We start from the raw sequence: 14,610 nt of genomic DNA on the forward strand, positions 1-14,610 counted from the left end.
TAATTTTTGACTATGATATAAATAAGGAGTAAGTCAAGGAGGAATTCATAATGGAAAACGATAAACGTTTTGATGAATTTAAACATACAGATGATCAATCTAACAACCTAGATAATAAGGAAAGTTATTCTTCTACAGAGATTCAGACCGAACAGGAAAAAGTGGATATGAAACCAGAGGTAGAACACAATGACTTAGAAGCAACACAAATTGAACACGCTCAAACTGAAACTGTACAGCAATCAGCGGTCAGCGAAGAATCGACACTTCGTGCATCAAGACCAAAAGAGAAAAAGTCAAACTCAAAAATGAAAAGCTTTTTATCCATGGTGTCAGCAGGTGTCCTTGGTTCAGCATTAACGCTTGGAGTTGCACCACATATTGACGGTCTCCAGGGATATTTCAATTCAGAGTCACCTGCAACAGAGCAGAACACTGAGGTTATTGAAGCGTCTGGACCAGTTAAAATCCAACCAACCGCGGTATCTGACTCGGCTTCTTCTATCGCTGATATGGTGGAAGAAGCATCAAAAGGAATCGTGGGAATTACAAGTATGCAATCCCAACAAAATCCTTTTAACCGAAGCAACTCACAAAATATTCCTAGCGGTACTGGCTCTGGAGTTATTTTTCAAAAAGATGGAGATAAAGCTTATATTGTAACGAATAACCATGTTATCGAAAATGCAAATGAGGTAGAAATCTCTCTTCATAATGGTGAAAAAACAATGGCTAAGTTGATTGGTACAGATCCATTAACCGATTTAGCCGTTTTAGAAATAGATTCAAAACATATCGAAGCGGTTCTTCCATTTGGTGATTCTGGGACACTAAGACCTGGTGACCAGGTATTTGCGATTGGGAACCCACTTGGACTTGATTTATCAAGAACAGTTACCTCAGGAATTGTAAGTGCGAAAGACCGAAGTATTTCTGTTGATACCTCTGCAGGTAGTTGGGAATTAAACGTTATTCAGACTGATGCAGCCATTAACCCTGGTAACAGTGGTGGTGCTCTTTTAAATACACAAGGACAAGTGATTGGAATTAATAGCTTAAAGATTGCGAACAGCGGGGTAGAAGGATTAGGCTTTGCGATACCAAGTAATGATGTTGTTCCGATTATTAACAGTCTGATTGATAATGGTAAAATTGATCGTCCATTTATCGGCATTGGTTTAGCGGACCTTGCTGAAGTTCCAAGAATGTATTACGCTGACCTTCCGAATGATGTTAAGGAAGGCGTCATAGTTACAGGTGTTGCTCAAAATTCTGCAGCAGAAAAAGCTGGTTTGAAAATGACCGACGTCATTGTGAAAATCAATGATACCGAAGTTAAAAGTTCGATGGACCTTCGCAAATATTTATATTCAAAAGTAAAAATAGGTGATCAAATTGAATTAACCTTCTACCGAGGTGGAAAGCTCGAAACAGCATCATTAACTTTAACAAGCAATACGACTGGAATTGAATAATTGACATAAAAGGCCCCAAATCGAATCAGATTTGGGTCTATTTGCGTAGGGAAACTCTCCGACATTTTTTTCTATTGCCGACACCATTTCCCGGGAAACGACAGCGTGTATTGGTTGTTGACAGAAAATTTAAACAGATGCACAAACGCTCTAGACCATAGGAATTATGCATGTTACTAACTATTACCTAAGCATCACGCATTTTTTAAAATGCTTTCAAAAGAAAAATGAATACAGATGACTTATTAAGGCAATAATCTGGTCTCAAATAACATCAAATGCCATATAGATTACTACCACTTAAAAACTAGGAGGGGTTTACAATGAGTCACTATTTATTGAAGCAATTTGAAGTATTAAAAGGTCGTTTCCTTGGCGAACTAGAGGATATAACAGACGACATAATTAATATTCAACCGGAGGGTTTTAATAATACAATTCTTTGGCATGTAGGTCATCTCGTTACGGTCAATGAGCAGTTCATGTTTGGTTATCCGAAGAAATCTACTTCTCTACCGGAAAATTACATAAACCTATTTGCTAAAGGAACTAGTCCTGCAGATTGGAATGGAGATATTCCCTCAAAAACAGATCTTGTAAATCAATTTACCAATCAGGTAACTAGAATACAGCAAATTCCTGTTGAACGTTTGGAAGAAAGGCTGAAACAACCCTTTCTTGGGCTGGAAACCTTTGGTGAAATAACGAACCTAGCACTCTTCCATATTGCCTACCATTTAGGCCAAATTCATGCGATGAAGCTTATGCTTCAAAAATAAGTAGCTACTATCCGGAAAGATGCACATTCAACTTGTATACTATAAAAGTATAAAAAGCACTTGACAATTCTAGTGAAAATAAAAATGTCAGTGTGTTTTTAGTTCAATAGTATGATATGATAAGAGTATGTCATCAAAAGGCCTTTCATTCTTAGTGCTATTAAGAATGAAAAGGGGATTTTTGATTTGAAGAAGAGAACATGGACATATGAAGAAATAGAGTTTTTGAAGGATAATGTAGGCCGTATGAAAATCTCTACCATTGCCAATCACCTTCGTAGGACGGAAACGGCAGTTGAGTTAAAGATTAAAAGATTAGGGCTTTCGAACACGAAATCCTTTACTGGTCAATTGACTATGCACGAATTGGCAACTCTATTAAAAATTGATCCAAAGTCTGTAAAGCTATGGATTGATAACCATGGACTAAGGTACACAAAAAAAGCAACACGAAATACTCGAAAATTTTACTTTATTAAACCCGAGGATTTTTGGGATTGGGCAAAGAGGAACAAAAGCCGAATTGACTTTTCAAAAATTGAAAAAAATGCAATCGTTCCTGAACCATGTTGGGTGGAAGGAGAGCGTTCAAAGCAAAAGAGGGTCAATTACCGGGCGTGGACTACAGTAGAAATTAACTCTATGATTGAGCTTGTGGCAACAGGTACTCCGTTTTCCGATATTGGGAAAAGACTAAACCGTAGCCCAATTAGCATCCAACGTAAATACCAGCGTATGAATCAAGCAGTGAAATAAATACATCATTGATAAAAACCAAACTATACAAAAGGCAAAATTGTTGAAAGACAATGACGCAAAGCCACGGGCCTAAGGAGGATAACTCTATGGTGGCCGGGTTGCTATAGAATGGAAGGGTTCCTTTATTTGATGACGAAAAAATGGGAGATACTAGTTGAACTAGTTCTCCCATTTTCTTTTTCTACATTATTGATCCAGTGAATTGTTATCTATTTCTTTTACACCTTTCATAATTTGCATTGCAAAACCGACACAAACTAGAATAAGACTAAAAACAAGAAAATATGCTACAAACATGTAACTCTCACCTCATTATAGTTTTTTTCTATTTCTATCTTTAGTATAGTGCGAACCTAAATAGGATTCTGTGATTTAAATCACAGAATCGCTTTATTTTCGAACCTTTGCTATGCGGAATTGGAATCAATTCTCGTTGTAGTTCCTTTTTAATTGTGATATATTTTTTTAGATACAATCTGTGATAACGGAAGGATAATTTACATGAGCTATATAGATGAAGTTCAAAAACGAAGAACGTTTGCCATCATCTCCCACCCGGATGCCGGTAAAACGACGATGACTGAGAAATTATTATATTTTGGTAATGTAATTCGTGAAACAGGTACGGTAAAAGGAAAAAAATCAGGAAAATTTGCTGCGTCGGACTGGATGGAGATTGAAAAGCAACGTGGGATTTCAGTTACGTCAAGTGTGATGAGTTTTCCATACCAAAACTTTTATGTCAATATTCTTGATACACCAGGACACGAGGACTTCAGTGAGGACACTTATCGTACGTTAACAGCTGTGGACAGTGTTGTGATGATCATCGACTCCACGAAAGGTGTCGAGCCACAAACGATTAAACTATTTAAAGTTTGTCGTATGAGAGGTATTCCAATTTTTACATTCATCAATAAGCTTGACCGTGAAGGAAAAGATCCACTGGAACTTTTAGCCGAAATTGAAGAGGTCCTTGGTATTGAGTCTTATCCGATGAATTGGCCAGTTGGAATGGGGAAACGATTCTTAGGGATTGTTGACCGTTACAACAAACAATTTGTACATTTTACTGGAAATGAAGACGAAAAAATCATTTCATTACAGGAGCTAGAGGACGGCAAATATCCTGAAATTACAGATAGTCCGATTTATGAAAGTACACAAGATGAATTACTTTTATTGGACGAAGCAGGAAATGATTTTGATGTGGAACGTGTAGCCAAAGGTGAACTTACGCCCGTCTTCTTTGGTAGTGCGCTCGCAAACTTTGGTGTAGAAACGTTTTTTAATACATTTTTACAATTTGCTTCAGAACCGAAGCCACGTAAAACAAATCTTGGCTTAATTCCACCAGAGGACGAAACGTTCTCAGGCTATATTTTCAAAATCCAAGCAAACATGAACACGAAGCACCGCGACCGAATTGCATTCCTTCGCGTCTGCTCAGGGAAGTTTGAACGTGGAATGAGTGTCAACATCACTCGTACAGGCAAATCAATCAAGTTGAATCAAACCCAGCAGTTTATGGCTGCAAGCCGTGAAACAGTAGATGAGGCTTATCCTGGCGATATTATAGGGATTTATGATCCAAATGTCTACCAAATCGGCGATACCCTTACAGCTGGAAAAGAAGATATGCATTACCAGGAATTGCCTGTGTTCCCACCTGAAATGTATCGTAAGGTACGTGTGAAGAACGTAATGAAAGCAAAGCAATTTAGAAAAGGTATTGAACAGCTCGTTCAAGAAGGGGCAATTCAATTATTCAGACAGGAATCAAGTGATGAGTTCATTCTTGGTGCGGTTGGCCAACTTCAATATGATGTGTTTGAATATCGATTAGAGGGAGAATATAATGTCTCTGTTGAGTTCACTTCACTTGGAAACAGGATCCCAAGATGGATTGGCAATAAAGATGTAGATACTCGCCTATTTGACTCAAGAAGTCTACTTGTTCGGGACCGTAACGACCGATATGTCGTGTTATTTGAAAATGACTTTACGTATCGTTATTTCCAAGATAAAAACAAGTACGTTGAACTAATCGACTTCTATGAAAGTAATGACTATAAAGGTGTGTAAAAACATGACTCTACGACGCTCAGAAAACTTCTCTGGGCGTTCATGTTTTGTAGAAAGGAATTGGGATGAAAAGGGATTATATTCAAAAGATCTTCAATCAAGATGAACCAAATATGAAGATTATAACAATACTGCTGTTGATAGTAAGTGCACTTTCAATCTTCTTCTCAATCGGTATAGGGCCAGTCTCAGTTCATCCACTTACGGTCATCCAAATTCTTTTAGCCAAACTTCCCTTTCTTACTATTGAAAATAACTGGACTCAGGTTGAGTATAATATCGTTTGGGGTTTGCGCCTACCAAGAGTGTTATTAGGAATGATTGTTGGTGCTTCATTAGCGATAACAGGGGTAGTTATGCAGGCATTGGTACGTAACCATCTTGCAGATCCATTCATTCTCGGTGTTTCATCAGGTGCATCTGCAACGGCAACTTTAGGTATGTTATTTGGTGCTTTTTCAATTTTCGGTACTTATTCACTTTCCATTAGTGCGTTTATTGGCGCTGCTGTGACGATTATTTTAGTCTATGTCCTTTCAAAGGTGAACGGAAGAATCAATGTTACTCATCTCTTACTTTCAGGTGTCGCCATCGCACTGATGATGGATGCTTTAACAAGAACGATTACGCTAAGTGCTCCGAACGCGTTAGGCTTACATAATGCTACCTTTTGGATGTCAGGTAGCTTGGCAGGAGCAAAATGGGGCTATTTAACACTGCCTCTTATAGTGTCAGTGATTTGTATGATTGCTTTAATGAGCCAATACCGTGCCCTTAATGCCTTACTTTTTGGTGACGAAACAGCGGGAACATTAGGCTTTAATGTGGGGAGATTACATAAACTGTTAATCCTTGTGGCCTCGCTTTTAGCTGGTGTCACGATAGCGGTGAGTGGCTCAATTGGATTTATCGGTTTAATGGTTCCGCATATTACAAGACTTCTCGTTGGTTCAGATCATAAACGTGTTCTTCCTGTAAGTGCCTTACTCGGTGGAATCCTTGTTGTGTGGACAGATGTCGCAGCCAGAATGGTGATCGCACCTGAAGAATTGCCAATTGGGATATTAACCGCATTAGTAGGAGGCCCATTCTTCATTTGGTTATTAAAAACAAAGAAGTAGGTGAAAAATTGACACTACAAGTTGAGAATTTGAATTTTTCATTGAATGAAAAACAGATTATTGAAGATATGAATTTGCATGTTAATAAAGGTGAATTTGTCGGAATCATCGGACCAAACGGAAGTGGGAAATCGACTCTCCTTAAAAACTTGTATCGTGTGCTTAAGCCTGATTCCGGTGTTGTTTTTTTAGATGGAGAGAATGTATATAAAATGAACCCTAAAGAAGTTGCCAAAAAAATCGGTGTAGTTGGACAAGAAAATGTCATCCCATTTGACTTTAAAGTTCAAGAAATCGTCGCAATGGGACGAAGCCCATACAAAGGACTTTTTGATGGTGACAGTAGAAAAGATAAAGAAATTGTTGCAAATGCGATTGAGCAAATTGGTATGTCTGATATGGAGAAACGTAACTATATCAATCTATCAGGCGGAGAAAAGCAGCGTGTCTTACTAGGTAGAGTGCTTGCGCAGCAAACGGATCTATTACTACTAGATGAGCCAACAAATCACTTGGATATCCAGCACCAGCTACAAATTTTTGATTTGATTAAAGGTCTAGGTGTAACAGTATTATCCGCTATCCATGATTTAAACCTTGCTGCTCTATATTGCGACCGACTTTATGTTGTTAAGGATGGGCGTATTTTGATGGCAGGAACGCCTGAAGAAGTATTAACGTCTCAATCGATATACGAAATCTACGGGGTCAGGTCTGATGTAGCAATTCATCCAACTACGAAAAAAGTGACGATTACCTATTTACCCGTCAGTTTGTTAGAAGGAGAAATTTAAATGAAAAAACTAGTTTTGCTACTGGTAGGGATTCTTGTTTTGGTATTAACAGGATGTGGCTCGGATACAGAGAACGGCTCCGTTACCAAATCTAAAGAAGCTCTGGTCATTGATAATTATGGAAGAGAAATAGAATTTACTGAGAAACCTTCAAAAGTATTAACCCTGGGGCCGAATGCAACCGAATTATTTATTGCATTAGGACTCTCTGATTATGTAATTGGAAACAGCTTGGACAATCATAGCCGCGGTGCTTTGCCTGAATACAAGGACGATTATGAGAAGATTCCAGAGCTTACGTACGGTTCTGCAACAAGGGAAGCTGTAATAACGAGTGGGGCAGATTTTATTTACGGCATTGATTGGGAATTTGGTAGTGAAGGTCTAGACGTGGATGAGCTTGAAAGCTATGGAATCAACGTATATATGAATAAAGCCACAACAATGGAAGAAATTTATCAGGAAATACGTGATATCGGTAAGATCTTTGACATTGAAGATCGAGCGGAGTCATTTGTTGAAGAACAAAAGGCACGAATTACTAGTGTGCATGAGAAATTGGATAATCATGAGCCAGTTGATGTACTAGTATATGATAGTGGCGGAAATGGCATTTTCACCGCGGGTGGAACAAATTTTGAAACGTTATTAATAGAGCTAGCAGGCGGCCGAAATATTTTTAATGATATCACAGACAAACAATGGACCACAGTTAGCTACGAAGAAGTACTTGCAAGGCAGCCAGATGTCATTCTAATTCACGATTATGATGCTCCTTCGATTGAGCAAAAAATAAAGGATATCAAAAATGACCCAGCGCTTTCACAACTTGAAAGTGTTAAAAATGAAAAGTTTGTCGTTATTTCATTAGAGAGTGTACTACCAGGAAACCGTATGGCGTATGCAGTTGAAACATTGGCTAAAGGATTCTATCCGGAATTGTTTAAATAGCAGGAGTAATCACGTGAATTCCTTAATTTGATTTGCTATATTGAAGATATGAAATTGAAAGGATACGAATTTAATGCTATTAAAACTATTGCTGGCGCTCATCCTTCCTGGTGTACTCGTCGTTTTCTTTACAAGAGTAACCTATAACCATTATGTGGGGTTTTTACTAGCGGTTGCCCTTATCGTTGCGTCTATTTATAAAGGATATGCCGATTCTGCGATTATCATCGCTGCTGATATTCTTTCGTTGGGAGCAGGATTCATGTATGCGAGAAATATGGGAAAAAGAGCGGGAAAATAAAGTCCTTCATCGAGATGATGAAGGACTTTTGTCTTTGAAATTACTTCGATTTATTTCAAACTTCTCCCACACTTAAACAAAGCTTTTATTTAATCTTACACTTCTAATTGCCCCTCTATGAATAAAAAAATTCAAATAAAAGATCACCTTTTATCATATAAAACTCCTTCAAAGTAAACCTATTTACCTAATTATAGTATGTTATATTTTTTATAAACTACATTTCAATAAATAAAAAATCGAATATCAGTTCGTATTTTTGTTTGTTTTAGGTCAGTTTGTGGTACAATATTTCTATCGAGAAAAAGTCAGTGGAAAATTACATAAAAACAAAAGAATGGATGGGAGGAACGTAAATGAAGGATCAATTTGAGTTAGTTTCAAAGTATTCACCACAGGGTGACCAACCACGAGCAATCCAACAGCTTGTTGATGGAATCAAAGCTGGCAAAAAAATTCAAACCTTATTAGGTGCTACGGGTACAGGAAAAACGTTTACGATTTCGAATGTGATCAAGGAAGTAAATCGACCGACACTTATCATTGCCCACAATAAAACATTGGCAGGTCAGCTTTATAGTGAATTTAAAGAGTTCTTTCCCAATAACGCTGTTGAATATTTTGTTAGTTATTATGACTACTTCCAACCAGAGGCATATGTTCCATCCTCTGATACATATATCGAGAAGGACTCAAGCGTGAATGATGAAATTGATAAATTACGACACTCAGCAACATCTTCACTTTTTGAACGTAGGGACGTCATCATTATTGCGAGTGTATCTTGCATTTATGGCTTGGGTTCTCCTGAGGAATATAGGGAACTCGTTGTTTCATTAAGAACGGGAATGGAAATCGAGCGAAATGAGCTTTTACGCAAATTAGTGGATGTTCAATATGAACGAAATGACATTGACTTCCGACGCGGAACCTTCCGTGTAAGAGGGGATGTTGTTGAAATTTTCCCCGCCTCACGTGATGAGCACTGTATTCGCGTGGAGTTTTTTGGTGATGAAATTGATCGGATTCGTGAGGTTGATGCCTTAACTGGTGAAATACTGGGTGAACGTGAGCATGTTGCAATATTCCCGGCATCCCACTTCGTAACCCGTGAAGAAAAAATGCAAATTGCGATCAAAAATATTGAGGCAGAGCTAGAAGAACGCTTAGCTGAACTTCGTGAAGATGGTCAATTATTACAAGCACAACGTCTTGAACAACGGACAAATTATGATCTTGAAATGATGCGTGAAATGGGCTTTTGTTCAGGTATTGAGAACTATTCACGTCATCTAACCTTACGCCCGCCAGGTTCAACACCTTATACTTTACTGGATTATTTTCCAGAGGATTTGTTAATTGTCGTTGATGAATCGCACGTTACATTGCCTCAGATTCGAGGCATGTTTAATGGTGACCAGGCAAGGAAACAAGTACTGGTTGATCACGGCTTCCGTCTTCCATCAGCATTGGATAACCGCCCTTTGCGTTTTGAGGAGTTTGAAAAGCATATCAATCAAATCATTAACGTCTCTGCTACACCTGGACCTTACGAAATCGAGCATACAGACGAAATGGTTGAACAAATTATTCGTCCAACTGGATTACTTGATCCAATTATTGAAGTTCGACCAATTCAAGGTCAAATTGATGATTTATTAGGTGAAATCCAAGACCGTGTAAACAAAAATGAACGAGTCCTGATTACTACCTTAACGAAAAAAATGTCTGAGGATTTAACAGATTACTTGAAGGACGTTGGGATTAAGGTAACCTATTTGCATTCAGAAATAAAAACACTAGAGCGGATTGAAATTATTCGTGACCTACGTATGGGTAAACATGATGTACTAGTAGGGATTAACCTGCTTCGAGAAGGACTGGATATTCCTGAAGTCTCACTTGTTGCCATTCTGGATGCGGATAAGGAAGGGTTCCTGCGTTCGGAACGATCACTCATTCAAACTATTGGTCGTGCCGCTCGAAATGCTAATGGTAGGGTCATCATGTATGCAGATAAGATGACGAACTCAATGGAAATTGCGATTAATGAAACAAAACGTCGTCGTGAAATACAAGAGGAATATAACAAAAAGCATGGTATTACGCCACAAACTATTAAAAAGGATATTCGCGATGTCATTCGTGCTACAACTGCAGCCGAAGATACGGAAACCTATGAAACAGTACCTAAGTTAACTGGATTATCGAAAAAGGAACGCGAACAGGTAATTGCTGAAATGGAAAATGAAATGAAGGAAGCTGCAAAAGCACTTAATTTTGAACGAGCAGCTGAATTACGTGATTTAATTTTGGAGTTAAAAGCGGAAGGATGACATAAACATGGCATTGGATAAAATAGTCGTCAAAGGAGCAAGGGCCCATAACTTAAAAAATATAGATGTTACGATTCCAAGAGATCAACTAGTTGTCGTGACTGGTCTATCTGGTTCAGGAAAATCTTCCCTTGCATTTGACACCATTTATGCAGAAGGACAACGGCGCTATGTCGAGTCTCTTTCTGCATACGCACGTCAATTTTTAGGCCAAATGGATAAACCCGATGTTGATTCAATTGAGGGTCTTTCACCTGCGATTTCGATTGACCAAAAAACAACAAGTCGGAATCCAAGGTCAACTGTTGGAACGGTAACAGAGATTTATGATTATTTGCGTTTATTATATGCTCGAGTAGGAAAACCGGTTTGTCCTAACCATGGAATCGAAATTACTTCACAAACTGTTGAGCAGATGGTGGATCGTATATTAGAATACCCCGAACGGACAAAACTGCAGGTACTCGCGCCTGTTGTATCAGGACGTAAGGGTGCCCATGTGAAAGTTTTAGAGGATATAAAAAAACAAGGTTATGTCAGAATTCGTGTCGACGGTGAAATGCTTGAGCTATCAGATGACATCGAGCTAGAAAAGAATAAAAAACATTCAATTGAGGTTGTCATTGACCGAATTGTAGTTAAAGAAGGTGTAATAGCAAGACTATCTGATTCCCTTGAGGCTGCCCTTCGATTAGGCGGAGGTAAAGTAATTATTGATGTAATTGGGGAAGAGGAACTCTTGTTTAGTGAGCTTCATTCATGTCCAATTTGTGGTTTTTCGATTGGGGAACTTGAACCAAGAATGTTTTCTTTTAATAGCCCTTTCGGTGCATGTCCCGATTGTGATGGCTTAGGTAACAAGCTTGAAGTCGATCCAGATCTCGTGATTCCGAACTGGGATTTATCGCTTCGAAAGCATGCAATTGCACCATGGGAGCCAACAAGCTCTCAATATTACCCACAATTACTTGAATCAGTTTGTAATCATTACGGGATTGATATGGATATTCCTGTTAAGGATATCCCGAAGCATTTGATGGATAAAATCCTTTATGGAAGTGATGGGGAGGAAATCTACTTCTATTATGAGAATGACTTCGGTCAGAAACGTGAAAATAATATCGTTTTTGAGGGTGTCCTTCGAAATGTAGAAAGACGTTACAATGAAACAAGCTCCGATTATATCCGGGAACAAATGGAAAAGTATATGGCTGAGCGGGCTTGCCCTACATGTAAAGGATATCGATTGAAAAAGGAAAGTCTAGCTGTTTTAATCTCAGGAAAACATATTTCTCATGTTACAGACTTTTCTATTAATGAAGCTTTTGATTTCTTCACTACTATTGAGCTTTCTGAAAAAGATATGAAAATCGCGAACCTTATTTTTCGAGAAATCAAAGAACGACTCGGTTTTCTCGTCAATGTTGGATTAGATTATCTAACTCTAAGTCGTGCCGCAGGTACTTTATCTGGTGGTGAGGCTCAACGGATTCGACTAGCTACTCAAATCGGTTCGCGTTTAACCGGTGTTCTCTATATTTTGGACGAGCCGTCAATAGGATTACATCAACGAGATAATGACCGACTGATTGATACATTAAGGACAATGAGAGATATTGGGAATACATTAATTGTAGTTGAGCACGATGAAGATACGATGTTAGCTGCTGATTATTTAATCGACATCGGACCGGGAGCTGGAATTCATGGGGGAGAGGTTATTGCTGCGGGAACTCCTAAAGAAGTAATGGAAGACCCGAATTCCTTAACAGGACAATACCTCTCGGGTAAAAAGTTTATCCCACTTCCAAGCGAAAGAAGACAGCCGGATGGACGTTACGTAGAAGTTATTGGTGCAAAGGAAAATAACCTAAAAAATGTATCAGCTAAGTTTCCCCTTGGTCTGTTCATCGCTGTTACAGGTGTATCAGGATCAGGTAAGAGTACTTTGGTGAATGAGATTCTCCATAAATCATTGGCACAGAAACTGAACCGAGCCAAAACAAAACCTGGTGAACACAAGGAAGTTAAAGGGATTGAACAATTAGAAAAAGTAATCGACATTGACCAGTCGCCAATTGGACGAACACCACGATCAAATCCAGCTACATACACAGGCGTCTTTGATGATATTCGTGATCTGTTCGCTAATACAAATGAAGCAAAGGTAAGAGGTTATAAGAAGGGCCGTTTTAGTTTCAATGTTAAGGGCGGACGCTGTGAAGCCTGCCGTGGTGATGGAATTATTAAAATCGAAATGCACTTCCTGCCAGATGTTTATGTACCTTGTGAGGTATGTCATGGGAAACGCTATAATCGTGAAACATTAGAAGTTAAATACAAGGACAAAAACATATCAGATATATTAAATATGACTGTTGAGGATGCACTATCCTTTTTCGAAAACATACCACGAATCAAGCGGAAAATTGAAACCTTATATGATGTTGGTTTAGGCTATGTTAAACTAGGACAGCCCGCAACAACTCTATCTGGTGGAGAAGCACAACGCGTGAAGCTTGCATCTGAATTACATCGTCGCTCAACTGGTAAGTCGTTTTATATATTAGACGAGCCAACAACAGGCTTACATGTAGATGACATTTCAAGATTGCTTAAGGTCTTACAGCGATTAGTTGAAAATGGGGACACAGTCCTCGTCATTGAACATAACCTCGATGTAATTAAAGCCGCGGACTACATTATTGACCTCGGCCCTGAAGGTGGAGACAAAGGCGGTACTATCAATGGAACAGGTACACCAGAAGAAATTACAAAAATCAATGCATCCCACACTGGACGCTATCTAAAACCAGTCCTTGAACGCGACCGTCAGCGTATGAAAGAACTAATCAAAGAAAAAGAGACAGTTTCTAAATAAATGCAGAATCCCGTTTTGCGCATAGCAGCAGAACGGGATTTTTTAACTGAAAACATACTCCGGGAGGAAAATTATGGTACTCTACTAATAGATTCTTAATTAATAGGTGGAGTTGATACACATGAAAGCAAGAGCTCAGAAAAAACTATTTAGCCTTTGGACAGGAGAATTATCAGCTGCCATTCTATTTGCGGTCCTCTGGTTACTATATATTCCAACTTTTGAATGGTCTGCTCATTATTTAATCACTATTCCACATCTATTTGCATTCTGTATTTTGGAATACATTTTATTTCAAGGTAGTTATTATTGGTACTTGAAGTGGAAGCGGGTCAAACAAGGCAAAAGTTCTTCTTTACCTGACAGTTATCTATCCCGTTTTCGTTTTTTTAAGAAAAGTAATCTGGTATTACTTGTAGTGGGTTTCCCTTTCCTAGTCTACCAAGCTACTTTTTCTAAAGGACTATATTGGTACCTTTTCTTATACGGATTTGCTATGGTTGAATACATTAATTATTATCATATCCGCCTTTCCTACATGAGCACAGAAGAAATGAAAGAACTCATTCGCCAAAAGGGGTTTCGCCAATCGATTCTTGCAAGGGAGTTAGGCAAAAAGTAAATTGAAGTTCATCCTTCTTAGTTCTAACGGAAGTGTAATACCGTAAATATTACTGTAAGGGTCTTTAAGGTAATCTTTTGAAAGTGGCTATTTAAAAACCATACAAAGGGGATTATGATGAAAATCACCATTCGCATTATTGAAATACTGTTGGGGACCATATTTTTAGGAGCAGGGTTAAATGGGTATGCTGTATTATTTGGATTTGAGCCATTTGCACCAACAAGCCCTGCTGCGATGGAATTTTTGGGAGAAGGCTATTTTCTAGCATTGGAAAAAGGTGTTGAAATCATCACTGGTGTTTTACTGATTATTCATAGGTATGTTCCGTTAGCCTTGGTTGTTTTAGCAGGTTTGATAGTCAATATTTTAACATTTCATATCTTTGTAGATTCAGAGTTGCTTCCATTGGCGATTATTATCACAGTATTTGAAGGAATATTAGCATGGCATTACCGCGAAAACTTTAAGGGACTTTTAGAAAGCAAGCCTAAGCATTAAATCCA

General features: G+C 38.4%; 12 protein-coding genes and 1 riboswitch. All 12 genes read left to right on the forward strand.

The features are described 5' to 3' along the window. Positions 1-50 precede the first annotated feature (50 nt). The 12 genes from AC6CHV_RS04635 (at position 51) to AC6CHV_RS04690 (ending at position 14,605) form a co-directional block, all read left to right on the forward strand. Positions 51-1,475, forward strand: coding sequence for a trypsin-like peptidase domain-containing protein (locus AC6CHV_RS04635; protein WP_498078233.1), 1,425 nt, complete (start codon positions 51-53; stop codon positions 1,473-1,475). A gap of 323 nt (positions 1,476-1,798) precedes the next feature. Then, complete coding sequence (locus tag AC6CHV_RS04640) at positions 1,799-2,254, forward strand: DinB family protein (protein WP_498078234.1); 456 nt, start codon at positions 1,799-1,801, stop codon at positions 2,252-2,254. Between the two features lie 186 nt (positions 2,255-2,440). Beyond that, positions 2,441-3,010 carry a DNA-binding protein gene (locus tag AC6CHV_RS04645; RefSeq protein WP_341330326.1) on the forward strand — a complete coding sequence of 190 codons (570 nt, stop codon included), beginning with the start codon at positions 2,441-2,443 and terminating at the stop codon, positions 3,008-3,010. A gap of 23 nt (positions 3,011-3,033) precedes the next feature. Next, positions 3,034-3,119: riboswitch (cyclic di-GMP riboswitch) on the forward strand. 395 nt (positions 3,120-3,514) lie between these two features. Next, a complete protein-coding gene (locus AC6CHV_RS04650) occupies positions 3,515-5,098 on the forward strand; it encodes a peptide chain release factor 3 (RefSeq protein ID WP_498078235.1) in 1,584 nt (527 codons plus the stop codon). Positions 5,099-5,163: 65 nt separating this feature from the next. After that, positions 5,164-6,219: an iron ABC transporter permease gene (locus tag AC6CHV_RS04655; protein ID WP_207899857.1), complete on the forward strand. Its 1,056-nt coding sequence runs from the start codon at positions 5,164-5,166 to the stop codon at positions 6,217-6,219. Continuing rightward, a complete protein-coding gene (locus AC6CHV_RS04660; protein ID WP_498078236.1) occupies positions 6,195-7,013 on the forward strand; it encodes a heme ABC transporter ATP-binding protein in 819 nt (272 codons plus the stop codon). Before AC6CHV_RS04655 ends, AC6CHV_RS04660 begins: the two co-directional genes overlap by 25 nt. Next, positions 7,014-7,964, forward strand: a complete 951-nt coding sequence (locus tag AC6CHV_RS04665; RefSeq protein WP_121446358.1) for an ABC transporter substrate-binding protein — start codon at positions 7,014-7,016, stop codon at positions 7,962-7,964. Between the two features lie 73 nt (positions 7,965-8,037). Then, positions 8,038-8,265 (forward strand): DUF2198 family protein, encoded by a 228-nt coding sequence (locus AC6CHV_RS04670; protein ID WP_121446357.1) that lies wholly within the window; start codon positions 8,038-8,040, stop codon positions 8,263-8,265. A 356-nt stretch (positions 8,266-8,621) separates the two neighbouring features. Then, on the forward strand, positions 8,622-10,601 hold the full coding sequence (gene uvrB, locus AC6CHV_RS04675; protein WP_121446356.1) for an excinuclease ABC subunit UvrB: 1,980 nt from the start codon (positions 8,622-8,624) through the stop codon (positions 10,599-10,601). 7 nt (positions 10,602-10,608) lie between these two features. Beyond that, positions 10,609-13,482, forward strand: a complete 2,874-nt coding sequence (uvrA, locus tag AC6CHV_RS04680; protein WP_121446355.1) for an excinuclease ABC subunit UvrA — start codon at positions 10,609-10,611, stop codon at positions 13,480-13,482. A gap of 121 nt (positions 13,483-13,603) precedes the next feature. Further along, entirely contained in the window at positions 13,604-14,104 is a 501-nt protein-coding gene (locus AC6CHV_RS04685; RefSeq protein ID WP_121446354.1) for a hypothetical protein, read from the forward strand. A 117-nt stretch (positions 14,105-14,221) separates the two neighbouring features. Next, a complete protein-coding gene (locus AC6CHV_RS04690) occupies positions 14,222-14,605 on the forward strand; it encodes a hypothetical protein (RefSeq protein ID WP_165918150.1) in 384 nt (127 codons plus the stop codon). Positions 14,606-14,610: the final 5 nt, after the last annotated feature.

The organism is Ferdinandcohnia sp. GQ5, assembly GCF_059759275.1.

Coding starts and splice junctions, on each gene's coding strand:
- AC6CHV_RS04635 (WP_498078233.1), top strand. CDS start 51: ATGGAAAACGATAAACGTTTTGATGAATTTAAACATACAGATGATCAA.
- AC6CHV_RS04640 (WP_498078234.1), top strand. CDS start 1,799: ATGAGTCACTATTTATTGAAGCAATTTGAAGTATTAAAAGGTCGTTTC.
- AC6CHV_RS04650 (WP_498078235.1), top strand. CDS start 3,515: ATGAGCTATATAGATGAAGTTCAAAAACGAAGAACGTTTGCCATCATC.
- AC6CHV_RS04655 (WP_207899857.1), top strand. CDS start 5,164: ATGAAAAGGGATTATATTCAAAAGATCTTCAATCAAGATGAACCAAAT.
- AC6CHV_RS04665 (WP_121446358.1), top strand. CDS start 7,014: ATGAAAAAACTAGTTTTGCTACTGGTAGGGATTCTTGTTTTGGTATTA.
- AC6CHV_RS04670 (WP_121446357.1), top strand. CDS start 8,038: ATGCTATTAAAACTATTGCTGGCGCTCATCCTTCCTGGTGTACTCGTC.
- uvrB (WP_121446356.1), top strand. CDS start 8,622: ATGAAGGATCAATTTGAGTTAGTTTCAAAGTATTCACCACAGGGTGAC.
- uvrA (WP_121446355.1), top strand. CDS start 10,609: ATGGCATTGGATAAAATAGTCGTCAAAGGAGCAAGGGCCCATAACTTA.
- AC6CHV_RS04685 (WP_121446354.1), top strand. CDS start 13,604: ATGAAAGCAAGAGCTCAGAAAAAACTATTTAGCCTTTGGACAGGAGAA.
- AC6CHV_RS04690 (WP_165918150.1), top strand. CDS start 14,222: ATGAAAATCACCATTCGCATTATTGAAATACTGTTGGGGACCATATTT.